Origin of the sequence: Kitasatospora sp. MAA4, assembly GCF_029893355.1 — a bacterium.
Taxonomy (GTDB): Bacteria; Actinomycetota; Actinomycetes; order Streptomycetales; family Streptomycetaceae; genus Kitasatospora.
Genome location: NZ_JARZAI010000018.1, coordinates 51,501 through 74,271 on the forward strand (window position 1 = coordinate 51,501; position 22,771 = coordinate 74,271).

Annotated in this window: 22 protein-coding genes and 1 pseudogene; 7 read left to right on the forward strand and 16 right to left on the reverse strand. The window is 72.6% G+C overall.

Annotated elements, in window-relative coordinates:
* Positions 1-36 precede the first annotated feature (36 nt).
* The 7 genes from P3T37_RS23635 to P3T37_RS23665 all read right to left on the reverse strand — a co-directional run bounded on the left by P3T37_RS23635 (position 37) and on the right by P3T37_RS23665 (position 7,118).
* Positions 37-1,734, reverse strand: coding sequence for a DoxX family membrane protein (locus P3T37_RS23635; protein ID WP_280725814.1), 1,698 nt, complete (start codon positions 1,732-1,734; stop codon positions 37-39).
* Positions 1,735-1,959: 225 nt separating this feature from the next.
* Positions 1,960-2,952, reverse strand: coding sequence for a 23S rRNA (guanosine(2251)-2'-O)-methyltransferase RlmB (gene rlmB / locus P3T37_RS23640; protein WP_280725815.1), 993 nt, complete (start codon positions 2,950-2,952; stop codon positions 1,960-1,962).
* Positions 2,953-3,082: 130 nt separating this feature from the next.
* Entirely contained in the window at positions 3,083-4,477 is a 1,395-nt protein-coding gene (gene cysS / locus P3T37_RS23645; RefSeq protein ID WP_280725816.1) for a cysteine--tRNA ligase, read from the reverse strand.
* Between the two features lie 171 nt (positions 4,478-4,648).
* Positions 4,649-5,041: a PPOX class F420-dependent oxidoreductase gene (locus P3T37_RS23650; protein ID WP_280725817.1), complete on the reverse strand. Its 393-nt coding sequence runs from the start codon at positions 5,039-5,041 to the stop codon at positions 4,649-4,651.
* A gap of 89 nt (positions 5,042-5,130) precedes the next feature.
* On the reverse strand, positions 5,131-5,634 hold the full coding sequence (ispF, locus tag P3T37_RS23655; protein ID WP_280725818.1) for a 2-C-methyl-D-erythritol 2,4-cyclodiphosphate synthase: 504 nt from the start codon (positions 5,632-5,634) through the stop codon (positions 5,131-5,133).
* Positions 5,624-6,385 (reverse strand): 2-C-methyl-D-erythritol 4-phosphate cytidylyltransferase, encoded by a 762-nt coding sequence (gene ispD, locus P3T37_RS23660; RefSeq protein WP_280725930.1) that lies wholly within the window; start codon positions 6,383-6,385, stop codon positions 5,624-5,626. Before ispD ends, ispF begins: the two co-directional genes overlap by 11 nt.
* 250 nt (positions 6,386-6,635) lie before the next feature.
* Positions 6,636-7,118 (reverse strand): CarD family transcriptional regulator, encoded by a 483-nt coding sequence (locus tag P3T37_RS23665; RefSeq protein WP_030244332.1) that lies wholly within the window; start codon positions 7,116-7,118, stop codon positions 6,636-6,638.
* Positions 7,119-7,581: 463 nt separating this feature from the next.
* Here P3T37_RS23665 and P3T37_RS23670 point away from each other — a divergent pair, with 463 nt between their 5' ends.
* Together P3T37_RS23670 and P3T37_RS23675 are read left to right on the forward strand one after the other, a co-directional pair.
* A complete protein-coding gene (locus tag P3T37_RS23670) occupies positions 7,582-8,265 on the forward strand; it encodes a DUF461 domain-containing protein (RefSeq protein WP_280725819.1) in 684 nt (227 codons plus the stop codon).
* A gap of 444 nt (positions 8,266-8,709) precedes the next feature.
* A pseudogene (locus P3T37_RS23675) lies at positions 8,710-9,749 on the forward strand (IS30 family transposase).
* A gap of 71 nt (positions 9,750-9,820) precedes the next feature.
* On the opposite strand, the gene P3T37_RS23680 reads toward P3T37_RS23675, so the two are convergent.
* Together P3T37_RS23680 and P3T37_RS23685 are read right to left on the reverse strand one after the other, a co-directional pair.
* Positions 9,821-10,516 carry a response regulator transcription factor gene (locus tag P3T37_RS23680; RefSeq protein WP_280725820.1) on the reverse strand — a complete coding sequence of 232 codons (696 nt, stop codon included), beginning with the start codon at positions 10,514-10,516 and terminating at the stop codon, positions 9,821-9,823.
* Complete coding sequence (locus tag P3T37_RS23685; protein ID WP_280725821.1) at positions 10,513-11,793, reverse strand: ATP-binding protein; 1,281 nt, start codon at positions 11,791-11,793, stop codon at positions 10,513-10,515. The genes P3T37_RS23680 and P3T37_RS23685 overlap by 4 nt, the downstream gene beginning before the upstream one ends.
* 275 nt (positions 11,794-12,068) lie before the next feature.
* Between P3T37_RS23685 and phoU the strand changes: the two genes are divergently transcribed.
* Together phoU and P3T37_RS23695 are read left to right on the forward strand one after the other, a co-directional pair.
* Positions 12,069-12,749 (forward strand): phosphate signaling complex protein PhoU, encoded by a 681-nt coding sequence (gene phoU / locus P3T37_RS23690; RefSeq protein WP_280725822.1) that lies wholly within the window; start codon positions 12,069-12,071, stop codon positions 12,747-12,749.
* A gap of 179 nt (positions 12,750-12,928) precedes the next feature.
* Positions 12,929-13,117, forward strand: a complete 189-nt coding sequence (locus P3T37_RS23695; RefSeq protein ID WP_280725823.1) for a hypothetical protein — start codon at positions 12,929-12,931, stop codon at positions 13,115-13,117.
* A 59-nt stretch (positions 13,118-13,176) separates the two neighbouring features.
* Here the strand turns inward: P3T37_RS23695 and P3T37_RS23700 are convergent, their stop codons facing one another.
* A complete protein-coding gene (locus P3T37_RS23700) occupies positions 13,177-13,935 on the reverse strand; it encodes a phosphoglyceromutase (protein ID WP_280725824.1) in 759 nt (252 codons plus the stop codon).
* A 99-nt stretch (positions 13,936-14,034) separates the two neighbouring features.
* Here P3T37_RS23700 and P3T37_RS23705 point away from each other — a divergent pair, with 99 nt between their 5' ends.
* On the forward strand, positions 14,035-15,324 hold the full coding sequence (locus P3T37_RS23705) for an MFS transporter (RefSeq protein WP_280725825.1): 1,290 nt from the start codon (positions 14,035-14,037) through the stop codon (positions 15,322-15,324).
* Here P3T37_RS23705 and P3T37_RS23710 read toward each other — a convergent pair.
* Both P3T37_RS23710 and mshA read right to left on the reverse strand, forming a co-directional pair.
* On the reverse strand, positions 15,321-15,839 hold the full coding sequence (locus tag P3T37_RS23710; RefSeq protein ID WP_280725826.1) for a YbjN domain-containing protein: 519 nt from the start codon (positions 15,837-15,839) through the stop codon (positions 15,321-15,323). The two genes, P3T37_RS23705 and P3T37_RS23710, sit on opposite strands and share 4 nt — an antisense overlap.
* Before the next feature lie 61 nt (positions 15,840-15,900).
* The gene (gene mshA / locus P3T37_RS23715; RefSeq protein ID WP_280725931.1) at positions 15,901-17,229 is read right to left on the reverse strand and encodes a D-inositol-3-phosphate glycosyltransferase; all 1,329 of its coding nucleotides are present in this window, start codon (positions 17,227-17,229) and stop codon (positions 15,901-15,903) included.
* A gap of 334 nt (positions 17,230-17,563) precedes the next feature.
* Here mshA and P3T37_RS23720 point away from each other — a divergent pair, with 334 nt between their 5' ends.
* Positions 17,564-18,400 (forward strand): class I SAM-dependent methyltransferase, encoded by an 837-nt coding sequence (locus P3T37_RS23720; RefSeq protein ID WP_280725827.1) that lies wholly within the window; start codon positions 17,564-17,566, stop codon positions 18,398-18,400.
* A gap of 142 nt (positions 18,401-18,542) precedes the next feature.
* Here the strand turns inward: P3T37_RS23720 and P3T37_RS23725 are convergent, their stop codons facing one another.
* Entirely contained in the window at positions 18,543-19,124 is a 582-nt protein-coding gene (locus P3T37_RS23725; RefSeq protein WP_280725828.1) for an O-acetyl-ADP-ribose deacetylase, read from the reverse strand.
* Between the two features lie 210 nt (positions 19,125-19,334).
* Here P3T37_RS23725 and P3T37_RS23730 point away from each other — a divergent pair, with 210 nt between their 5' ends.
* On the forward strand, positions 19,335-21,011 hold the full coding sequence (locus tag P3T37_RS23730) for a PP2C family protein-serine/threonine phosphatase (RefSeq protein ID WP_280725829.1): 1,677 nt from the start codon (positions 19,335-19,337) through the stop codon (positions 21,009-21,011).
* Positions 21,012-21,080: 69 nt separating this feature from the next.
* Here P3T37_RS23730 and P3T37_RS23735 read toward each other — a convergent pair whose 3' ends face one another.
* The 3 genes from P3T37_RS23735 to P3T37_RS23745 all read right to left on the reverse strand — a co-directional run bounded on the left by P3T37_RS23735 (position 21,081) and on the right by P3T37_RS23745 (position 22,614).
* Positions 21,081-21,410 (reverse strand): DUF2516 family protein, encoded by a 330-nt coding sequence (locus P3T37_RS23735; protein ID WP_280725932.1) that lies wholly within the window; start codon positions 21,408-21,410, stop codon positions 21,081-21,083.
* Between the two features lie 115 nt (positions 21,411-21,525).
* Positions 21,526-22,095: a hypothetical protein gene (locus P3T37_RS23740; RefSeq protein ID WP_280725830.1), complete on the reverse strand. Its 570-nt coding sequence runs from the start codon at positions 22,093-22,095 to the stop codon at positions 21,526-21,528.
* Between the two features lie 126 nt (positions 22,096-22,221).
* Entirely contained in the window at positions 22,222-22,614 is a 393-nt protein-coding gene (locus tag P3T37_RS23745; protein WP_280725831.1) for a helix-turn-helix transcriptional regulator, read from the reverse strand.
* Positions 22,615-22,771: the final 157 nt, after the last annotated feature.

Genomic DNA, 22,771 nt, shown 5'->3' on the forward strand with positions numbered 1-22,771 from the left:
CTGCTACCGGCTGCTACCGGCTCCGGATCACACGGATCACACCACCGGCCGCGCGGCCGCAGGCGTCGCCTGCAGGCCCAGCGTGGGCAGCTGGACGGCCGGCGGGCCACTGCCCAGCACCCCGCCGATCAGCCCGCCGCCACCGCTCGGGCTGGGCTTGGGCGCCCGGTTGCCGCTGCCCGAACCGGGCGAGGTGCCCGCGCTCCCGGACGAGCCCGAGGAGCCCGGAGCCGTCCCGGAGGACGAACCGCCGCCCTGGCTCGCCGAGTTGCCCGTCGCATCGGCGCCCCCCGCGCCGCTCGTCCCGGCGGACGTGTGCGGCTTGGCGCTCTTGTGCGAGGACGGCGAGGCCGACGCGGAGGGCGACGGCGAGGCCGGCGCGGACGAGGACGGCGCAGCCGACGGCGCCGCACTGCCCGACGCGTGCGGCGCGCCGGTGGCCGGCCAGAGCGGTGTGCCGAAGTCGGTCGGCGGCTTGGCCGGCAGCGGCTGCGGACGGCCGCCGGTACGCACCGCGGCGCCCAGCATCGAGCCGAGCAGCATCGTCAGGCCGATCACCACCGCGGCGACCACCGTGCCGCGCCGCAGCACCCGGCGGCGGACCGCCTTCGGCGCGTCCGTGCCGTACCGCCGCCAGGCCTCCAGGGCGAGCCGCCCGTCCAGCGAAGCGAACGGCGCTCCGGCGATCAGCAGCGGGCTCCACGCGGCCAGGAAGATCAGGTCGGGGGTGTCGTAGACCGGCACCGCCCGCCAGCTGACCGTGAAGAGCAGCGCGGCGGAGAGCAGCATCGCGGCCGCGGCCGCCAACCGCTGCCAGAGGCCGAGCAGCGACAGCACGCCCACCACGATCTCGGTGAAGGCGACCCCGAGGCCGGCCCCCACCGGGTGCGCCATGGCGAAGTCGAGCAGCGGCTGGGCGACCTTCCACGGGTGCAGCGAGGCCAGCCAGCGCATCATCGAGCCGCGCTGGCCGCCGTCGAAGTACACCGGGTCGCAGAGCTTGGCGAAGCCCTCGTAGACCGTGAGCGAGCCGAGCAGCAGGCGCAGCGGGAGCAGCACCAGGCCGAGGTCCACCCGGCGGCCCGGGTAGCGCGCGTGCCGACTGGACTCGGCCGCCGGCGCCGGCGCCGCGGCCTGCGGCTGGTCGCCGCCCGGCCTCCACCCGACCGGCTCGGGACGGGCCGGCTTGCGGCCGGCTCCGCTGAGCGTGCCGGACGAGCCGGAGCTGCCCGAGGCGGCGTTCGGCTGGCGCGGCACCGAGCCGCGTCCGTACCCGTTGCCGGGCCCGGAGTCCCAGCCCGGCACCGGCTCCAACAGCTGGGTCGAGCCCGGCTCTGCCAGGCCGCCCCCGCCGAGCGAGGCCCCGGCGGGGCTCGGCACGGTGTTCAGCCGTACGGCGTCCAGCAGCTGGGTGGCCGCCAGGTCGCCGGGCGCGGTCTGGCCGCTCCAGGTGACGGCGGTGACCCTGGCCTTGCGCCGCGGCGCGCCGCCGGCGAGCCCGCCACCGGAGAGCACGGCGCTCCCCGCGACGGCCCCGGCCGCGGTGTCCGCGGCGCCGACCCGGACGAGCCCGGGTCGGCCCGCGTAGGCCAGTGGTGCGTACGGCCGCCCGAAGGCGTCCGCGTAGGGCGCCGTCGAGAGCGGCGGTGCCTGGATCATCGGGGTCGCCGGCACGGGCATTCTGACCCGGAAGCTGACCTGGGTGCTGCTCAGCCGGGCCGGGTCGCTCGGCACCTTGACGGTGCTGAGGCCGGGCTCTGGGTCTATCCCTGCCGCTCCGCCCTGCTTTGGGCGCCAAGGTGTTCTGGTGTCCACACCCCTCTAACCGGGTGACACCCGGTTAGGACACTCTCCCGGGTGCAAGTGCCGGGCGTGGCTGACGGTTCCGCAAGCTCTCGTACGAGATCATGACTCTTTGCGTCACTTACGGGCGGAACCAGTCAGCCCTTGGGCCAATAATCAGCTCTTGGCCCGCAGCCGCGCCGCTTCGTACATGACGATGCCGGCGGCGACGCCCGCGTTCAGCGACTCGGTCTGGCCCGGCATCGGAATCCGCACCCGGATGTCGCAGGTCTCCGCGACGAGCCGGGACAGGCCCTTACCCTCGGAGCCGGCCACGATGACCACCGGGCCGGTCAGCGCCTCCAGGTCGCCGATCTCGGTCTCGCCGTCGGCGGCCAGGCCGACCACCAGCAGACCGGCCTTCTGGTACGCCTCCAGGGCGCGGGTGAGGTTGGTGGCGCGGGCCACCTGCAGCCGGGCGGCCGCGCCGGAGGAGGTCTTCCAGGCACCGGCCGTCATGCCGGCCGCGCGGCGCTCGGGGATGACCACGCCGTGCGCGCCGAAGGCGGCGGCGGAACGGACCACGGCGCCCAGGTTGCGGGAGTCCGTGACCCCGTCCAGCGCCATGATCAGCGCGTCCTCGCCGAGGTCGGCGGCCGTGCCCAGCAGGTCCTCGGGGTGCGCGTACTCGTACGGCGGGACCTGGAGGACCAGGCCCTGGTGGTTGAGGTTGCCGGTCATCTGGTCCAGCTGCGGGCGCGGGGCCTCCATCAGCGGGATGCCGCGGTCGTTGGCGGCCTGGAAGGCGTCGCGCACCCGGTCGTCGGTGTCGATGAACTGCAGCACGTAGAGCGCGGTCGCCGGCACGCCGCCCTGCAGCGCCTCGACCACCGAGTTGCGGCCGACCACCAGCTCGGCCGCGCCCGCGCCGCCGCGGCCGCCCCGGCCGCCGCCGCCGGCCCGGCGCATGCCGGCCCGCGCCTTGGCGTCCCGCTCGCGCTTGAGCGCCGCGTTGGCGGCGCGCTGCTTCGGGTGGCCCTTGCGCGCCTCACCGGGAGGGGTCGGGCCCTTGCCCTGGACCGCCTTCCGGCTGTGGCCGCCGGTGCCGACAGTCGCGCCCTTCTTCGATCCGGGGTTGCGTCGGTTCCTGCGTGCGCTGTTGCCGGCCATGGCTGTTCTTCCTGTCTGTCCGTCACGCCCGACCGCGACACGGTCGTCGGCATGCTCTGCCTCATGCGGATGGGCCGTACCAGCCGACTGATCAGCCGGTACGGCCCACCCTCACCCCTCCACCGAGGGATTACTGGTTGTTGATCGTCCAGCGTGCGCCGGACGGGGTGTCCTCGATCGCCAGCCCGGCCAGGCCGAGCTGGTCGCGGATGGCGTCCGCGGTGGCGAAATCCTTGCGGGCCCTGGCCGCCTGCCGCTGGTCCAGCACGAGGCGAACCAGCGAGTCGATGACCCCGTGGAGGTCCTCGCCGCGGTCCTCGCCGGACCACTGCGGGTCGAGCGGGTCGAGACCCAGTACTCCGAGCATCGCACGGACCTCGGCCAGACGCGCTACCGCGTTCTCCTTGTCGTCCGCCGTGAGCGCGCTGTTGCCCTGCCGGACGGCGGTGTGCACGATGGCCAGCGCCTGCGGAACGCCGAAGTCGTCGTCCATCGCCTCGGCGAAGGCCAGCGGCACCTCGGGCGCCGCCTCGACCGCGCCGCAGCGCTCCACGACCCGCTGGATGAAGCCCTCGATCCGGCCGAAGCCGGCCTCGGCCTCGCGGACCGACTCCTCGCTGTACTCGATCATCGAGCGGTAGTGCGGAGCGGCCAGGTAGTAGCGGAGCACGATCGGCCGCCAGCGCTGCACCATCTCGGAGATCAGCACCGAGTTGCCGAGCGACTTGCTCATCTTCTCGCCGCTCAGCGTGACCCAGGCGTTGTGCACCCAGAAGTTGGCGAAGTCGTCGCCGAACGCCTTGGACTGGGCGATCTCGTTCTCGTGGTGCGGGAAGATCAGGTCCAGCCCGCCGCCGTGGATGTCGAAGCCCTTGCCCAGGTACTTGTGCGCCATCGCGGAGCACTCCAGGTGCCAGCCGGGACGGCCGCTGCCCCACGGGGTGTGCCAGCTCGGCTCGCCCGGCTTGGCCGCCTTCCACATCGCGAAGTCGCGCGGGTCCCGCTTGCCGGTCTCGCCCTCGCCCTCGGGCTGGAGCAGGTTCTCCAGCTTCTGGTTGGAGAGCTCCAGGTAGTCCGGGTAGGACTTGACGTCGAAGTAGACGTTGCCGTCGGCCGCGTACGCGTGGCCCCGGGCGATCAGTCCCTGCATCATCTCGATCATCTCGGGGACGTGACCGGTGGCACGCGGCTCCACGGTCGGCGGCTTGCAGCCGAGCGCCGTGTAACCGTCGTTGAAGGCGCGCTCGTTGGCGTACGCGATCTGCCACCACGGGGTGCCGAGCTCGCGCTCCTTCTGGATGACCTTGTCGTCGATGTCGGTGACGTTCCGCACGAACGTCACGTCGTATCCGCGATAGGTCAGCCAGCGGCGCATCACGTCGAAGTTGAGGTTGGACCGGATGTGTCCGATGTGCGGGGCCGCCTGGACGGTCGCGCCACACAGGTACATGGAGACACAACCCGGTACAAGCGGGACGAAGTCGCGTACCTGGCGGGTGTTGGTGTCGTACAGGCGAAGGCTCACAGCGTCAAGCGTAGTGGGAAGCAGGCAGTGCCCCGCGACGTTTGAGTCGCGGGGCTGTCACGAATTTGCGGCTGCGCCCGGGTTGCTTCGCCGATGCTGCGCCCGTGTGACGGGAGAAAGAGTCGGGATTGCCCTCCGTGGCGAACCGGACGCTCTCGCTCCGCCTGCTGGTCAGATGCTGCCCGCCACCTTGGACGGCGTGATCCGGACGACCACCCGGACGGCCTCCGGCCCGTCGAAGCCGTAGTCCTTCCCCATGTACTTGTTCGACAGCTCGTCGATCAACTCCCGGCCGCCCTCGGTGCTGAGCGTCGCCTCACCGCGGACCTCCAGGTAGGTGTACGGGTCCTCGGGCGGGTTCACCACCACCGAGACCCGCGGGTCCCGCAGCAGGTTGAGGTGCTTGCGGCGGCCCTGGACGGTGGAGAAGAGGATGTCGTCGCCGTCGCGCTTCACCCAGACCACCGAGGCCTGCGGACCACCGTCGGGCTGGATCGTGGCGACGACGGCGAAGCTCCTGCCGTCGAGAAGTGCTCGGGCCTGGTCGGAGAGTTGCGCGGCCATGACGGTCCTCGTTTCGGAGCGTGATCGACGACGGTCCACGCTACCGACTCCGCCCGGACCCGCCCACCTGAACACCCGTCAATCCGCGACTATTCCAAGGCGGTGTCGCGCTGGTAGACCAACGCGGTGGCGAGCGCGGCCAGGCCCTCGGCCCGGCCGGTCAGGCCCAGGCCGTCGGAGGTGGTGCCGGAGACCGACACCGGCGCGCCGACCGCCGCCGAGAGCACGGCCTGCGCCTCCTCGCGGCGCTTGCCGATCTTCGGCCGCACGCCGACCACCTGGACCGAGACGTTGCCGATCTCGAAACCCGCCGCCCGGACGATCCGGGCCGCCTCGCCGAGCAGCCGCACCCCGGAGGCGCCGGCCCACTCGGGGCGGTCGGTGCCGAAGTGCGTGCCGAGGTCGCCGACCCCGGCCGCGGAGAAGAGCGCGTCGCAGGCGGCGTGCGCGACCACGTCGGCGTCCGAGTGGCCGGCCAGGCCGTACTCGGCGCCCTCCCACTCCAGGCCCGCCACCCAGAGCGGGCGGCCGGCCTCGAAGGCGTGGATGTCGGTGCCGATCCCGATCCTCGGGATCACGGGGCTAGAAGCCATCGGAGGCCCTCCTGCGGGCGAGTACGGCCTCGGCGAGGACGAGGTCCAGCGGACGGGTCACCTTGAAGGCCTCCTCGTGGCCCGGCACCACGACCACCCGGCCGCCGTACCGCTCGACCAGGCCGGCGTCGTCGGTGACCGCCGGCAGCGCGCCCGCGTCCGCCGCGCTCTCGTCCGCCAGCGCCTTGGCGTGCACGGCGTCCAGCAGCTCGCGGCGGAAGCCCTGCGGGGTCTGCACCGCGCGCAGCGTCGAACGGTCGGGCGTGTCGAGGACGGGCTCGGGCGCGCCGCCCGGGCGCGGCTCGACCCGCTTGACGGTGTCGGCCAGCGGCACCGCCGGGACCACCGCCTCGGCGCCGTCCCGCACCGCGGCGACCACCGCGTCCACCACCTCGACCGGCACCAGCGGGCGGGCCGCGTCGTGCACCAGCACGATCGCGATCTCCGCCGGGACAGCAGCCAGGCCGAGGCGGACCGACTCCTGCCGGGTCGCGCCGCCGGCCACCACCCGGACGTCCTGGCCGTCCAGCCCGTGGCCGTCCAGCAGACCGAGCACCTCGGCCACCCCGTCCGGCGGGGCCACCACGACGACCGGGCCGATCGCCCGGCTGCGGGCCAGCGCCTGCACGGCGTGCACCAGCAGCGGCGCGCCGCCCAGTTCGCGCAGGGCCTTGGGGGCCCCGGGACCGAGCCGCTCGCCCCGCCCTGCGGCGGGGACCACGGCTGCTGCGACTGCTCCTGTGCTGTTCAGGTTTCACTCCTTCGGCGAAGTGGGTATGGCCCTGGCGTACCCGTCGGGCAGTGCACCGGACCCCTTCCACTCCGGCACCGTTTCTCGGGTACCGGCGTGCGGCCGCGCGCGCAGAGCGCTCTGCGCGTACGGCGAGCATACGACTGCGTCCGGGCATGCCACAGCGCCCGGAGGGCCACCGCATCACCCGGACCATCACTGGTCACGGGCGATACCGCAGCGCCGGGCGCTGTACACGGCTATCGCCGCACTACGAGGCGAGGACCTCGTCGAGCAGCGTCTCCGCCTTGTCCTCGTTGGTGTTCTCCGCCAGCGCGAGTTCGCTGACGAGAATCTGCCGAGCCTTGGCGAGCATCCGCTTCTCGCCTGCCGACAGACCGCGCTCGCGCTCACGACGCCACAGGTCGCGGACGACCTCGGCGACCTTGATGACGTCTCCCGACGCGAGCTTTTCCAGGTTCGCCTTGTAGCGGCGAGACCAGTTGGTGGGCTCCTCGGTGTACGGTGCACGCAGCACCTCGAAGACCCGGTCCAGACCCTCCTGGCCGACCACGTCGCGCACGCCGACGAACTCCGCGTTCTCCGCGGGCACGCGCAGCGTGAGGTCACCCTGCTGAACCTTCAGCACCAGGTAGGTCTTGTCCACACCCTTGATCTGGCGAATTTCGATGGCCTCGATCAGTGCAGCCCCGTGATGGGGGTAGACCACCGTGTCGCCAACCTTGAACGTCATGTGACAGGACCCCTTCCGTGGCTTTCCAGAATAACACGCTTTTCCGTCCACCCGAAGGGCGTTTTCGCAGGTCAGGGCGGGTCTCGGGGCTTGACAAGGACCCCTGCGACGTGCTGCGGCCACCCCTTGGAGCGGGCTTCCCGCAGGTCGGAGGCCCTTCTCGGTTCCACCGAAACATGTGGCGGCGGGTCGCAAACCATGATTCGATCTTGCCCGCGGAGCCGAATATCCGACGTTTCCCGATCGTGATCTGATCTTGATCGAGTTCCCGGCCGCCGCGCCCGGAGCGCTCCCCCCGGTTACGGCAGCTGCGCACCGTCCAGGGCCCGGGTCTGCGGCCCCGCACGGCCCCCCGGACGAGCGCTCCCCACGCGACACGGGGCCACCCCGTGAGAACCGGATAAGTGCGGTCGGTAATCTGAGCGCTGACCACCCGACTCGTGACCAAGGAGATGCCGCCGCCGTGAGCCGCAGCCTTCGACGCGGCGGCAGTGCCGCCCTCGTTCTCGCCCTTGCCGCCATCTCGCTGTCGGCCTGTGCCGACGGCCCGTCACCGGACACCGCCAAGGTCAAGCCGGACACCCCGGCCACCTCCATCGGCAACGACCTCAAGCTCAACAACATCGTCGTCGTCACCGGCGCGATGCAGGCCAGCGGCCAGCCCGGCCCGGCCAACGTCACCGTGAACATCAGCAACACCGGCTCCGCCCCGGAGACCCTGCAGTCGCTCACCGTGGCCAACGGCACCGCGACCTTCGCGGACGCCAAGGGCGCGACGATCCCCGGCATCGTCATCCCGGCCGGCGGCGCCGTGCTGGTCGGCGGCGACGGGCAGCCCACCGCCCAGCTGTCGTCCGTCACGCTGAACGTCGGCGGCTTCGCGCCGGCCGACTTCGCGTTCGACAAGGCCGGCAAGGTCGACGTCCAGGCGCAGGTCAACTCCGCCGCCGGCGCCTACGCCTCGTTCGGTCCGGCCTCGCCGTCGGCCAGTGCCTCGGCGTCGGCCGGCGCTTCGGCAGCGGCCTCGGGCAGCCCGAGCACGGGCGCGGCCTCGCCGTCGGGCTCCGCCTCGGCCTCGGCCGGCGCCTCCGCGTCGGCGTCGGCGACGACGGCGGCCTCGCCGGGCGCTTCGGCCAGCACGCACTGACCTGCGAACGCCCGAGGGCCCCGCTCCTCCCTGAGGGAGCTTGGGTTCTAACGGTCCTCGCAACGCCCGCGATCTGTGGGAGTTGCGGGGACCGTGGGCGTTGGACGCGATGATCTTTCGGGCTTGAGGGAGCGTTTCCTTGCGCGGCTGGGTGCCGTGGGGAATGTGACCGTGGTGGCGCGTGAGCTGGGGGTGAACCGGAACACTGCCTTCGGCTGGGCCCGGAAGGCCGGACAGAGCTCGGTGCGCCTGCCGCGGCGGCACCCCGGTCGCAATGAGTACGAGCAGCTTCGGGCCGCCGGTGTCGCACGCCGGGCGGCGGCCCGGCAGATCGGGGTGAACGAGCGTACGGCCAAGGACTGGGACTGGGGCGTCAAGAAGACCCGCACCACGCGCACCTACACCGACGGCCGCCGTGTCGACTACACCGCCGGGACCGTCACGATGGGCGGCGTGACCACAGCACCAGTGGGCCTGAGGGCCCTGGAACAGCAACTGCATCCGCGGTTCCTGACACTGGCCGAGCGCGAACAAATACGGGATCTCCAGGCGCTGGGTCAGTCGTTGCGGGCGATCGGACGGGCCCTGGGGCGGCCGGCGAGTACGGTCAAGCGGGAGATCGACGCGAACGCGGGCAGCGAGGGCTACCGGCCCTACGCGGCCCACCGGGCGGCGGCGGCGCGCAGGCCCCGGCCCAAGGAGCGCAAGCTGCTGCGCGAGGGACGGCTGCGTCGCTTCGTCCAGGGCGGACTGCGCAGGCGGTGGTCACGGAACAGATCTGCCACGCTCTGCTGACGGAGCATCCCGACGACGAGAGCATGCGGGTGAGCGTGGAAACGATCTATCAGGCGCTGTATTTCCAGGCGCGCGGCGGCCTGAAACGGGAAGTGCAGGCAGCCGTCCGCTCCGGCCGGACCCGCCGCAAACCCCGCCGCGACCCGGAGCGGCGCACCCCGCGGTTCATCGACCCGATGGTGATGATCAGCGACCGCCCCGCCGACGTCGAGGACCGGGCGGTGCCCGGCCACTGGGAAGGGGATCTGATCATCGGCGCGGGCGGGCGCTCCGCGATCGCCACCCTGGTCGAACGAAGCACCCGTTACACCATGCTGGTCCACCTGCCGGGCGGAGCCCACGACGCCGAGACCGTCCGCGACGGGCTCGTCCGCACCGTCCAGACCCTGCCCGCCCACCTGCGCGGCTCTCTCACCTGGGACCAGGGCAGCGAGATGGCTCGTCACAGGCAGTTCAGCATGGCCACCGGCATGCCCGTCTACTTCTGCGACCCGGCCTCGCCCTGGCAACGCGGCTCGAACGAGAACACGAACGGGCTCCTGCGGCAGTACTTCCCGAAGGGAACCGACCTGAGCCTGCACGGCCCCGAAGACCTCGAACACGTCGCCCAGGAACTCAACGGCCGCCCACGCAAGACGCTCGGCTGGAATACCCCAGCCGAGCGTCTACGTGATCTACTCACCACCTAAAACCAAGTGGTGTTGCGACGACCCCTTGAACCCAAGGAGGAGCGGGGCCCTCGGCGTGCTCGCGTCGCGGTTTACGGCTCGAACTTGTAGCCCAGGCCGCGGACCGTCACCAGGTAGCGCGGTGCGCCCGGGTCCGGCTCGATCTTCGCCCGCAGGCGCTTGACGTGAACGTCCAGGGTCTTGGTGTCCCCGACGTAGTCGGCGCCCCAGACCCGGTCGATCAGCTGCATCCGGGTGAGCACCCGGCCGGCGTTGCGCAGCAGCATCTCCAGGAGGTCGAACTCCTTGAGCGGCAGGTCGACCTTGGCGCCGTCCACCGTCACCACGTGCCGGTCCACGTCCATCCGGACCGGGCCGGCCTCCAGCGCGCCGGGGCCGCCGCCGTTCTCGCCCGGGCCGCCGTCCTCGCCGCGGCGGCGGAGCACCGCGCGGATCCGGGCGACCAGCTCGCGGGTCGAGTACGGCTTGGTGACGTAGTCGTCCGCACCTATTTCCAGGCCGACGACCTTGTCGATCTCGCTGTCCTTGGCGGTCACCATGATCACCGGCACGTTCGAGCGCACCCGCAGCTGGCGGCAGACCTCGGTTCCGGGCAGGCCGGGCAGCATCAGGTCGAGCAGCACCAGGTCGGCACCGTTGCGCTCGAACTGCTCCAGCGCGTCGGGTCCGGTGGCGGCCACCGCCACCTCGAAGCCCTCCTTGCGGAGCATGTACGACAGGGCGTCGCTGAACGATTCCTCGTCCTCGACCACCAGTACTCGGGTCACGATCGGGCCTCCGGGGCAGGAAGGGGGGATGGGGTTGACGGCTCAAAGTGGTGTGCCGGGTCGGGCGCGGGGGACTGCCCGGCGGGCAGCCGGACGGTGAAGGTGGAGCCCTGGCCCTCGACGCTCCAGACCGAGACGGTGCCGCCGTGCGACGCCGCCACGTGCTTGACGATCGAGAGGCCGAGGCCGGTGCCTCCGGTCGCCCGGGAGCGGGCCGGGTCCACCCGGTAGAAACGTTCGAAGATCCGCTCGCGGTCCTTCTCCGAGATGCCGATGCCCTGGTCGGTCACCGAGATCTCGATCAGCTCGCCGTCCGCCTCACCGATGGCGGCGGCGCTGGCTATCCGGCGGGTCGCGATGGCCACCCGGGTGCGCGGCGGGGAGTAGTTGACCGCGTTCTCCACCAGGTTGCCGAGCGCCGCGGCCAGCTGGCCGCGGTCGCCGTGCAGGTGCAGTCCGGCGATGCCGCCCGCCGCGATGTGGATCTGCTTGGCGGCGGCCTGCTGGCGGCAGCGGTCGATCGCCTCCGCGATCAGCTCGTCCACCGGGACGGGCTCCGGCTCCATCTGCAGCCGGTCGTCCTGCACCCGGGAGAGGTCGATGATCTCCTGCACCAGGCTGGCCAGCCGGGTGGCCTCGATCTGCATCCGGCCGGCGAAGCGCTGCACGGCCTCCGGGTCGTCGGCCGCGTCCGCGACCGCCTCGGAGAGCAACGAGAGCGCGCCGACCGGGGTCTTGAGCTCATGGCTGACGTTGGCGACGAAGTCGCGCCGGACCGCCTCGATCCGGCGGCGCTCGGTGAGGTCCTCGACCAGCACCAGCACCAGCCGCGAGCCCAGCGGCGCCACCCGGACGGAGACGGCCAGCGGCTCACCGGCCCGCGCCACGCCGGGCCGCGGGACGTCCAGCTCGACCTGGCGGATCTCGCCGTCGCGGCGGGTCGCCCGGGCCAGCGCCAGCATCGGCTCGACGGCCACCGCCCCGCCTCTGACCAGGCCCATCGCGTACGCCGCCGAGCTGGCCTTGACCACCTCGTCGCCGTCGCCGAGCACGATCGCGCAGGAGCGCAGCACCGAGAGCACGGTGTCCACGCCGGGAGGGAGCGCCGAGTCCTGCAAGGGAGAGCTCACTGTCGAAGTACCGGTTCTTCTGCCATTGCCACTCCTGCTGCCTCGGGACTGTTCGCGCTCGCTCCAGCGGAAGGCGATGGCGGCCGTGAGACCGACGCCGAGCCCGGCGATGGCACAGGCAGCGGCGGCGGCCACATTCACGTCCATGTCGTCAGCCTAAGCGCATCGCCCCGGCCTCCTGACAGTCCCAGATCAAGGCATCCGCCACGCGTTGCCGAGAATTCACCTTCAGGCAGCCGCCGGTTCACCACAGCGGGCGCGCACGGTCGCCCGGACGGCCCAGTCTGGGCCGTGCAGCCCGTGTGGGGCCGTGACGCGCGTACGATGCGCGCCACCCGCAGCGGTCGTCCGGCGCGTACCCCGTACCGCGGACCGATCGGTCGGCACCGCCACCGACACAGCTACTGAGGAGAGAAGAAAGCATGCGCGACTCGTACCACGAGGAACTCGACTCGATCGGCGACGGCCTGGTCGAGATGGCCAGGTTGGTCGGCTCGGCGATGGGCCGCGCCACCACCGCGCTGCTCGACGCCGACCTCGCCCTGGCGGAGGGCGTCATCGCCGCCGACTCCAGGGTCAACGACCTGCACCACGAGCTGGAGAACCGCGCGATCGACCTGCTGGCCCGCCAGCAGCCGGTCGCCACCGACCTGCGGATCGTGGTCACCAGCCTGCGGATGAGCGCCGACCTGGAGCGCTGCGGCGACCTCGCCCGGCACGTCGCCAAGGTCGCCCGGCTGCGCTACCCCGAGTCGGCCGTGCCGAACGACCTGCACCCGATCGTCCTGGAGATGGGCCAGCTCGCCCAGCGCCTGGTGGCCAAGGCCGGCCAGGTGATCGCCACCAAGGACGTCGAAGCGGCGCTCCAGCTGGAGCGGGACGACGACGCGATCGACGACCTGCACCGCGAGCTCTTCGCCCACCTGATCGACGACCGCTGGCAGCACGGCATCCAGACCGGCGTCGACGTCACGCTGATCGGCCGCTACTACGAGCGCTTCGCCGACCACGCCGTCTCGGTCGCCAAGCGCGTGGTCTTCCTGGTCACCGGCGAGCACGCCGGCGAGTTCGTCCCCGACGACAAGCCGCTCGCCGGGGCCTGAGACCCGCGTTGCCGTTCGCGCCGGGGGCCCGGCGCGAACCGGGCGACGCGCCGTGGGGGCGCACGAGGACTGTGCGCCCCCACTTCTACGCGCCCGTTGACGCCCCCCGCGGGCGGGCGCTTCACTCGATGAGCAGACAGCCCATCACCGGCTGCCTCGATCGAGGAGGGCTCAGCACCATGACCACCACTCCCGCCCGGCCCGTACCCACTCCCCGTACCGCCGCCGAGTCACCCCGGCACGCCCGGGTGAGCCTTCCGCTGCTCGCCGGCGCCTGCGGCTGCGGCCCGGGCTGCGGCTGCGGCTGCCAGTCCGGCGCGCCCTGCCAGTGCGGCGGCGCCAGCGGCGGCTGCTGCGGCGGGCACTGAGCACGAAGGCCCCTCACCGGCGCGCACTGCGCCGGTGAGGGGCCTGATCGTTTATTCGCTTACTTCTTGCCCTGGTTCTTCACGGCCTCGATGGCGGCGGCGGCAGCCTCCGCGTCCAGGTAGCGGCCACCGGCGTTGACCGGCTTGAAGTCGGCGTCCAGCTCGTAGACCAGCGGGATGCCCGTGGGGATGTTGAGGCCGGCGATGGCCTCGTCGGAGATCCCGTCCAGGTGCTTGACCAGCGCGCGCAGGCTGTTGCCGTGCGCGGTGACCAGGACGGTCTTGCCGGCGGCCAGGTCCGGGACGATCGAGTCGTACCAGTACGGCAGCATCCGGTCGACGACGTCCTTGAGGCACTCGGTGCGCGGGCGCAGCTCGCTCGGGATGTCGGCGTAGCGGGCGTCACCGGCCTGCGAGAACTCGCTGCCGTCGGCCAGCTCCGGCGGCGGGGTGTCGTAGGAGCGGCGCCACAGCTGGAACTGCTCCTCGCCGAACTCGGCCAGGGTCTGCGCCTTGTCCTTGCCCTGCAGAGCGCCGTAGTGGCGCTCGTTCAGCCGCCAGCTGCGGCTGACCGGGATCCAGTGCCGGTCGGCCTTGTCCAGGGCGATCTGCGAGGTGCGGATCGCACGGCGCAGCAGCGAGGTGTGCACCACATCGGGGAAGAGGCCCTCGGAGGCGAGCAGTTCGCCGCCGCGCGCGGCCTCCTTCTCACCCTTCTCGTTGAGGTCGACGTCGACCCAGCCGGTGAAGAGGTTCTTCTGGTTCCACTCGCTCTCGCCGTGGCGGAGCAGGATGAGTCGGTAGGTCGTGTCAGCCATGGCCCACATCTTAGGGGAGCGAAAAATGGGCTGACCGGGCCATGAGCTCACCGGTAATGTGCGCTTATCGCTTTAGCCACTTACCATTCCGGAGCTTCCGTGACCACGCCTGCCCCGTTCGCTCCCGGCCGGCTGCGCCGAGCCGCCGCCGAATCCCTCGGCGGACTGCCGCAGCAGTTCTGGTGGCTCTGGCTCTCGACCCTGGTGAACCGGCTCGGCGGCTTCGTGGTCACCTTCCTCGCGCTGTACCTGACCGCCCAGCGCGGCTACTCCGCCACCTACGCCGGCCTGGTCGCCTCGCTCTACGGCCTCGGCTCGGTGATCGCCGCCCTCGGCGGCGGCGTGCTCACCGACCGGATCGGGCGGCGCCCCACCATGCTGGCCGCCCAGCTGCTCACCGCCGCCAGCACCGCGGCCCTCGGATTCGCCGACGGACAGCTGATGATCGCCGCGGTGGCCTTCCTGGTCGGCCTGAGCGGCAACGCCTCGCGACCGGCCATCTCGGCGGTCATCGCGGACGTGGTGCCCGCCGAGGACCGGGTCCGGGCGTACGCGCTGAACTACTGGGCGATCAACATCGGCTTCGGTGTCTCAGCGACGGTGGCCGGCCTGGTGGCCGCGCACGGCTATCTGACGCTCTTCCTGGCCGACGCGGCCTCCACCCTGCTCTGCGCGCTGGTGGTCTTCGTCAAGGTCCCCGAGACCCGCCCGGCCGCCGCTCCGCGCGAGTCGGCCCAGCCGCAGGTCACCCTGGGCACGGTCTTCCGCGACCGGCGGTTCATGGCCGTGGTCGGGCTCACCTTCCTGTTCGCCATGGTGATGCAGCAGGGCAGCACCACGCTGGCCGTGCAGATCGGCGAAGCCGGGCTGAGCACCACGCAGTTCGGCCTGGTGGCCGCGGTCAACGGGCTGCTGATCGTGCTGCTGCAGATACCGCTGACCCGGCTGACCAGGCACCACGACCGCGGGACCCTGCTGCTGGTCGGCGGGCTGCTGGTGGGCTGGGGGTTCGGGCTGACGGCGTTCGCCGGGTCGTCGGCCGTCGTCTACGGGCTGACCGTCGCGGTCTGGACGGTCGGCGAGATCCTGCAGACGCCGACCACCACGGGACTGGTCGCCGAGATGTCGCCGACGCACGCCCGCGGGCGCTACCAGGGGACGTACTCGCTCGCCTGGTCGTCCGCGGCCTGCCTGGGACCGGCGGTCGGCGGGTTCCTGCTCCAGCACGCGGGCGGCGGTGTGGTGTGGGGCGGCTGCGCGGTGATCGGGACGATCGCGGGCGTCGGGTTCATGCTGCTCGGCCGGCGCACCCGCGCGGCCGCCGCGGTCCCCGCCGCCACTGCCGCTGCCGCTGCCGCCGCCCGCGTCGACAGCCGCGTCGATGCCTAGGACTGGTGCTGCTCCGGGCCGGAGAGGTGGGCGAAGGCCTCCAGGTTGCGGGTCGACTCGCCGCGCTTGGTGCGCCACTCCCACTCGCGCCGGATCGCCGAGGCGAAGCCCAGCTCCAGCAGGGTGTTGAAGGGCTCGTCGGCGTTCTGCAGCACCGTGCCGAGCAGCCGGTCCACGGTGTCCGCGGTGAGCGCCTCCAGCGGCAGCCGCCCGGTCAGGTAGACGTCACCGAGGGCGTCGAGCGCGTAGCCGACGCCGTACATCCGGGTGTTGCGCTCCAGCAGCCAGCGGAAGACGGCCTCGTGGTTCTCGTCCGGGCGGCGGATCACGAAGGCGTTCACCGAGAGGCTGTGGTCGCCGACCCGCAGGGCGCAGGTGGTGCTCAGCTTGCGGGTGCCGGGGAGCGTCGCGACCAGGGTGTACGCGTCGCTGACGGCCGGCTCCCAGGGCACGCCTGCCTCGTCGAGGGCGGCGCGCAGCACGGAGAGGGCCTCGTCCTTGGTACGGGTTGCCATGGCGGTGACGTTACCCGCTGGTACCGGCGCCCCGCAGCGGCGCACCGGTACCGACGGCGTCCTACGCCCTGCGGCGCCGGGTGCCGCCACCCAGCCAGACGTCCGGGCGCACCATCGCCCCCGCGTACACCTCGGCCGTGCCGCCGGCCGCCGCGCCCCAGCCGAAGCGGGCCGCGTGCCGGGCCGCCGCCGCGCCCTGCCGGGCCACCAGCTCCGGCTGGACGACGTACGGCTCCAGCGCGCGCGCCCAGTCCTGCGGGTCGTGGCCGGGCACCAGCGTCCCCGTCTCGCCGTCCCGCACGGCGACCGGCAGGCCGCCGACCGCTGCCGCCACCACCGGCGTCCCGCAGGCCTGCGCCTCCAGTGCCACCAGCCCGAACGACTCGCTGTACGAGGGCATCACCAGCGCCGTCGCCGCCCGGTACCACTGGGCCAGCTCGGGCTGGCCGACGGGCGGGTGGAAGCGCACCACGTCGCCGATGCCCAGCTGGGCGGCGAGCTTCTGCAGGCTCTTGGGCTCGGCCAGTCCCGTCCCCGAGGGGCCGCCGACCACCGGCACCACCAGGCGCTCGCGCAGCTCCGGCCGCCGGGCGAGCAGCACCGACACCGCCTTGAGCAGCACGTCGGGCGCCTTCAGCGGCTGTATCCGGCCGGCGAAGAGCAGCACCGCGGCGTCCTGCGGCAGCCCGAGCCGGGCACGGGCGGCAACCGCGTCGCCGGGCCGGAACACGTCCAGGTTGACGCCGGGGTGCACCACCGCGAGCTGGTCGGGACGGGCGCCGTAGTGCTGGGCCAGCTCCCCGGCCTCGTCCGCGGTGTTGGCGATCAGCCGGTCCGCGGCCTCGACCACCTGGCTCTCGCCGATCAGCCGGGCGGGCGGCTCGGGCGTGTCGCCCTCGGCCAGCGCCGCGTTCTTGACCTTGGCCATGGTGTGCATGGTGTGCACCAGCGGCACGCCCCAGCGCTCGGCGGCCAGCCAGCCGACCTGGCCGGAGAGCCAGTAGTGCGAGTGGACCAGGTCGTAGTGGCCCGGACGGTGGCCGGCCTCGGTGCGCAGCACGCCGTGGGTGAAGGCGCAGAGCTGGGCCGGCAGATCCTCTTTGATCAGCCCCTCGTACGGGCCCGCCGTGACGTGCCGGACCAGCACACCCGGCGCCAGCTCGACGGTGGGCGGCAGGTCGGAGGAGGTCGCCCGGGTGAAGACCTCGACCTCGATGTCGAGCTCGGCCAGGCGCTTGGCCAGCTCCACGATGTAGACGTTCATCCCGCCCGCGTCGCCGGTGCCCGGCTGGTGCAGCGGGGAGGTGTGGACGCTGAGCATCGCCACGCGGCGCGGGCGGCGGGCGCGGCCGCCGACGAGCACCTGCAGGCGCCCGCGCGTGGGCGCCAGCGCAGTCTGGGCGCGGCGCGCCGTCCGTACCGGGTGCTGCGTCACCTGGCTGAAGCCTCCTCTTACTCCCCGACTGCTGTCAGGACGCCGCTCGTCCCGGGTCTCCCCGGTCTCGCCGCTCGTTCCGGCCTCCCAGTCTCCCCGGTAGTCCGCCCGGTGGGCGAACTCGCCGGAGCTGCCCTGAACAGCGGCTTCGACGGGCTCACGTCCAGTGTCACAACCGCGGCGGCGAAGGACGGTATTCCCGAGGGCGGCCATCAGGAGGCGCGCGCACGGGCACGGGGGCGCGCATCCGCCCGCAGGGGGCGCATCTGCGCCCGCATAAACTGCGGGCATGGCCGCCTCGTTCGACCCCGCCGCTGCCCGTGGGCGGTCCTCCCGCCCGGTCGGGACGGTCACCCGGGGCACCACCAACACCAACCGCCTGCGCCGGATGGACCGCTGGATCGCGCACACCCTCGGGCCCGCGCTGCGCTCGCTCCCGCTACCGCCGGTCGCGGTGGACCTCGGGTACGGCGCGGCGCCCTGGACGGCCGTGGAGCTGTCCGGCCGGCTGCGCACGGTCCGGGCGGACGTCCGGGTGGTCGGCATCGAGATCGAGCCCGAGCGGGTCGCGGCCGCACTTCCGTACGCCGATCCGCCGCTGCTGACCTTCCGGCGAGGCGGCTTCGAGGTACCGCTGGACAGTGCCGGGCCGGGCGGCGCCAGGCCGCTGCTGATCAGGGCGGCGAACGTGCTGCGGCAGTACGAGGAGTCGGCGGTGGCCGCGGTCTGGGAGCGGCTCTGCGGACGGCTGGCGCCGGGCGGACTGCTGGTCGAGGGGACCTGCGACGAGATCGGACGGCGGCACGTGTGGGTCGCGCTGGGCCCGGAGGGGCCGCGGACGGTGACCTTCGCCGCCCGGCTGGGCGGGCTCGGCCAGCCGTCCGACCTGGCGGAGCGGCTGCCCAAGGCGTTGATCCACCACAACGTGCCGGGGCGGCCGGTGCACGCCTTCCTGACGGACTTCGACCGGGCGTGGTCGGCCGCGGCGCCGTACGGGGCGTTCGGGGCGCGGCAGCGGTGGGTCGCGGCCTGCACGTCGCTGGCGGGCAGCTGGCCGCTGGTCGACGCGCGGGGGCGGTGGCGGCAGGGGGAGGTCACGGTGCCGTGGAGTGCGCTGGCGCCGTGAGAGACCGCCGGACGTGTCGGATGTGCCGGGCCAGCCGGACCTGACGACCTGGGATCATCGATTCACTCGAACGAGTTATCGAATTCCCCTGGCGTGTTGACGCCCCACCGCGTCACGATAGGGGCGGTCGCACGAGCTGCCCTCAGCTCCGCTGCACCAGCTCGCGTCGCACGCGTTCGAAGGCCTCGTACGCCGCTGCGCCGAACAGCACGAAGCGCACCTCGACCAGCCCTGCCACTCCCCCCTCGGTCCCACCCTCCTCAGCCTCGCCCTCCTCCGACCGGCAGGCCTCGGCCACCGTCGTGAGGGCGATCCGCGCCGCATCCTCCAGCGGCCATCCGTACACCCCGGTCGAGATCGCCGGGAACGCCACCGTCCGCGCACCCAACTCGCCCGCCACCCGCAGCGACTCCCGATAGCAGGAGGCCATGAGCTCAGCCCGCCGGTCGTACTCCTCGGCCAGGAAGACCGGCCCCACGGTGTGCACCACCCAGCGAGCCGGCAGCCGCCCGGCCGTGGTGCCGACCGCCCGGCCCGTCGGCAGGCCCTTGCCGTAGTGCGAGGCCCGCAGCCTGCGGCAGTCCGCGAGGATCTCCGGGCCGCCCTTGCGGTGGATGGCGCCATCCACCCCACCACCCCCGAGCAGGGACGAGTTGGCCGCGTTCACCACCGCGTCCACCTGCTGTTCCGTGATGTCACCCTCGGCCAACGTGATCTGCGTCACCGTGCCCGCCTCCCATCCCACACCGCCCGACACGAGTACCCAACGTAATCGCTCGTCCCGCCAGGAGCGTGGCTCGTGCCACATCGGCGCCGGTCGGCCAGAGAAATTTCCGGAGATCACGTTATGGTCGCGAGAAAGTCTCCGACACCAAGGCGGGCACTGCGCGCGGATGTCGACCGTTGCCCAGTCGGGGAAAGGGAGGATCGACCAATGCCCGCAACGGGAGACGGGCGGGCGCCGAGCGCCGCGCACCGGCCGGGCGCCGCTGCCGGAGTGCTGGCCACCCGCAGAAGCACCGCCGCCGGACGCCCCTCCGAGTTCCCGGGCAGCCTCCCGGTGAGCCGGCCGACACCGCCGTCCGACACCGAGAGCAGGGTCGGGCACGGCGAGGCCGCCCCGATACCGCGTCCTCGGGCGACGACCGGCGGGACGACGGCCGGCACCCCCGAAGCCCCGTTCCGCCTACTGGTGATCGAGAACGACGCCTCGGACGCGGCCCTGATCGCCCAACTGGTCACCGAGAGTTACACCCCGATCGAACTGCACTGGGCCAACGGCATCGAACAGGCCGCCGCCCAGCTCTCGGCCGCCTCGGCGAGCGGCCGGCGAGGTCGACCGCGCGCCGCCGGTTTCAGCTGCGTGCTCCTCGACCTCGCAGCCCCCGCCAAGCTGCCGTCCTCCGACGGCGAGGCCCCGGGCACAGGCACAGGCACAGGCATCGACTCGGGCACGACATGCGGCCCTGACGCCCTCGACGGCCCAGGCGGGCTGGACCAGCTCGACGGGCTGCGCGAGCTGCTGCGCCGTGCCCCCAACACCGCCGTGGTGGTCCTCACCGACGCGGCGGCCTCCGACCTCGGCGCCGCGGCCGTCGCGGCGGGCGCCCAGGACTTCCTGGTCAAGCACGAGACCGACGGGCCGCTGCTGGCCCGCGCCCTGCGCTACGCGGTCGAACGCAAACGGGCCGACGAGTCCCAGCGCCGCCTGGTCGAGGCGGAGCTTCGCGGCCAGGAGAACGCCCGCCTGCAACGCCACCTGCTGCCCACCCCGCTGCTCGACGGCGCCCGGCTCTCCTTCACCCGCCGCTACCGCCCCGGGCGCAGCCGGGCCCTGCTCGGCGGCGACTTCTACGACGCCGTCCGCACCGACGACGGCACCGTCCACGTGGTGATCGGCGACGTCTGCGGCCACGGCCCGGACGAGGCCGCCCTCGGCGTCGCACTGCGGATAGCGTGGCGCACCCTGGTCTTCGCCGGGCTCACCGGGCAGGCCCTGCTCACCACCCTGCAGCACGTCCTGGAGCACGAGCGGCGCAGCGACGAGATCTTCGCGACGCTCTGCATGGTGGTCCTCTCCCCCGGCCCCACCGAAGCCGCTGACACCGCGCGTGCTGCCGGCACGGTCGGCGCTGCTGACGCCGCCGGCATCGGCGGGCAGCGGGGCGGTGCCCGGTCCGCCACTCGGTCGGCGGCCCCGGCCGAGCACGCCCGGCTCTACCTGGCCGGTCACCCGTCGCCGCTGCTGCTCAGCCCCGAGGGCAGCCCGGCGCTGCTCCCGTTCGATCAGGCCGGACCGGCCCTTGGCCTGCTGGCCTGCGACGACGGCCAAGCCGTCTGGCCGGCCCACGAGGTGGAGCTGCCGCCCGGCTGGGGCCTGCTGCTCTACACCGACGGCCTGGTCGAGGGACGGGTCGGCACCGGATCGAGCCGGCTCGGGCAGGAGGGCCTGATCGACCTGATCGGCAGCCACCAGGCCGCCGGACTGACCCGCGGCCGACTGGTCGACAGCGCCATCGCCCAGGTCGAGGAACTCAACGGCGGAGCGCTCACGGACGACGTGGCCGTGCTGCTGCTGGAGCGCGCCCAGACACCGCTCATCATGGGCTGACCTGCCGCAACGAGTGAGGGCCCGTCCGCCGATCGGCGGACGGGCCCTCACTGCACCCGGAGTTACCCGTTACCAGGGCCCGTACGGGCCGATGTTGCGCCGGCCGCCACCACCGCGCCCGTCCGTCAGCTGCTTGATCGCAGGACGGACATCGACCATGTAGACGATCGCGGCGACCAGGCCGACCAGCGTCAGCGGGGCCAGCACGCTCGCCCCGAAGAGCAGGTCGACACCGAGCGCGAGGCCGAGGATGACCAGCCAGAACCGCTTGGACTTCTTGTCCGCCGCCCGGTAGGCGTCGTCGCGCCGCAGCGCGGCGTCCACCAGGGCGTACAGCTTGAACAGCACCATCGCGGTGGACAGCCACCAGAAGGGGTTCAGGACGTCGAACAGCAGGATCTCCACTGTGTTCTCCTCGCTACGGCTCCGGCTGAACGACGGAACGGCCGCCCGTCAAGGCGCCGCCGACCGTCCACACAACTCCCAACGTACCGGCTGGTCCGGATGTGCCGGGTTACTTCGTGCCAGTGGTCTTCCGCGCCCTCGGGGCCTTCTTCGCGGGCGCCTCGGCCTTGGTCTCCGGCTCGTCCACGACCTCGGCGTCGACAGTCTCCGCGGTCTCCGCAGGCTCCACGGACTCGGCGGGCTCAACCACCTCGACAACGACAGCAGCCGCCCTGGGCGCCGGCTCGTCCGCGCCGGCAGCCGGCTGGCCCTTCTCCACGACCGCCTGGCCGCGCACGGCGAGCTCGTCGTAGACCTCCTTGGCCTTCACCACGAGTTCCACGGCCCGGCCCACCTGCTGCAGCGCGAAGCCCTGGGCCAGCTCCTGCAGTGCCCTGAACTCGGTCGGCAGCCCGGTGACGGTCTCCGCCACCTTCGCCGGGGCCCCGACCAGCCGGGCCTGAGCCTCCTGCAAGCGGGCCGCGGCCAGCTCCTGGGCACCGCGGCGGTCACCCGCGAGCGCCTCGACCTTTCCCGGCACCTCGCGCAGCTTCTCGTACGCGAAGTCTCCGGCACCCGCGAGGGCGTACAGCGGGGTCGGGTCGCTGAGGGTCTTCTTGATGTCGTCGGTGATCGGCATGTGACCGGTCCTTCCCAGGCTCGAAAGCCCGGCAACGGGCCTGTCGTAGCTGTCGTGTGCTGACTGTGTTGGCAACTGCCTGTCCATCCGGCGCCCACCTCACGGGCGGCGCCGCGTACCGCGTCCTCAGTCGTCGGCCACGGGTGCCCGAGTCTCGCCGTGCGCACCCTCCTTGAGGCCGTTCTCCTTCAGGAAGGCCTCGTACACCGCGAGCAGCGCGTGCTTCTGCTGCTCGCTGATGAACGGATCGGCCAGAATCGAGGCCCGCAACTCGAGCCCCTCACCGGGCCGCTCCTCCAGGATTCCGGCCTGGACGTAGAGCGTCTCGGCCGAGATCCGCAGCGCCTTGGCGATCTGCTGCAGAATCTCCGCGCTCGGCTTGCGCAGCCCGCGCTCGATCTGGCTGAGGTACGGGTTGGAAACCCCCGCGACCTCCGCCAACTGCCGCAGCGAGTACTGCGCGCTGCGTCGCTGCTCGCGGATGTACTCGCCGAGCGAGCCGACATTCAGTGAGGCCATACCAGGAGTCTGCCCCCAGGTGCTTGCAAATGCAAGCAGGCCGCTAGCGCCAGCTCGCGCTACCGGGGCTGCCCGTGCGGGCACCGAGTCTGCGCGTATCGCTCCTTCACGGCAGTGCTCCGGCCGCGATATCCAGGGCACGGACCTGATTTCCGTT

Coding starts and splice junctions, on each gene's coding strand:
- rlmB (WP_280725815.1), bottom strand. CDS start 2,952: ATGGCCGGCAACAGCGCACGCAGGAACCGACGCAACCCCGGATCGAAG.
- P3T37_RS23650 (WP_280725817.1), bottom strand. CDS start 5,041: ATGGCCGCGCAACTCTCCGACCAGGCCCGAGCACTTCTCGACGGCAGG.
- ispF (WP_280725818.1), bottom strand. CDS start 5,634: ATGGCTTCTAGCCCCGTGATCCCGAGGATCGGGATCGGCACCGACATC.
- P3T37_RS23665 (WP_030244332.1), bottom strand. CDS start 7,118: ATGACGTTCAAGGTTGGCGACACGGTGGTCTACCCCCATCACGGGGCT.
- P3T37_RS23685 (WP_280725821.1), bottom strand. CDS start 11,793: ATGGACGTGAATGTGGCCGCCGCCGCTGCCTGTGCCATCGCCGGGCTC.
- phoU (WP_280725822.1), top strand. CDS start 12,069: ATGCGCGACTCGTACCACGAGGAACTCGACTCGATCGGCGACGGCCTG.
- P3T37_RS23695 (WP_280725823.1), top strand. CDS start 12,929: ATGACCACCACTCCCGCCCGGCCCGTACCCACTCCCCGTACCGCCGCC.
- P3T37_RS23700 (WP_280725824.1), bottom strand. CDS start 13,935: ATGGCTGACACGACCTACCGACTCATCCTGCTCCGCCACGGCGAGAGC.
- P3T37_RS23710 (WP_280725826.1), bottom strand. CDS start 15,839: ATGGCAACCCGTACCAAGGACGAGGCCCTCTCCGTGCTGCGCGCCGCC.
- P3T37_RS23720 (WP_280725827.1), top strand. CDS start 17,564: ATGGCCGCCTCGTTCGACCCCGCCGCTGCCCGTGGGCGGTCCTCCCGC.
- P3T37_RS23730 (WP_280725829.1), top strand. CDS start 19,335: ATGCCCGCAACGGGAGACGGGCGGGCGCCGAGCGCCGCGCACCGGCCG.
- P3T37_RS23740 (WP_280725830.1), bottom strand. CDS start 22,095: ATGCCGATCACCGACGACATCAAGAAGACCCTCAGCGACCCGACCCCG.
- P3T37_RS23745 (WP_280725831.1), bottom strand. CDS start 22,614: ATGGCCTCACTGAATGTCGGCTCGCTCGGCGAGTACATCCGCGAGCAG.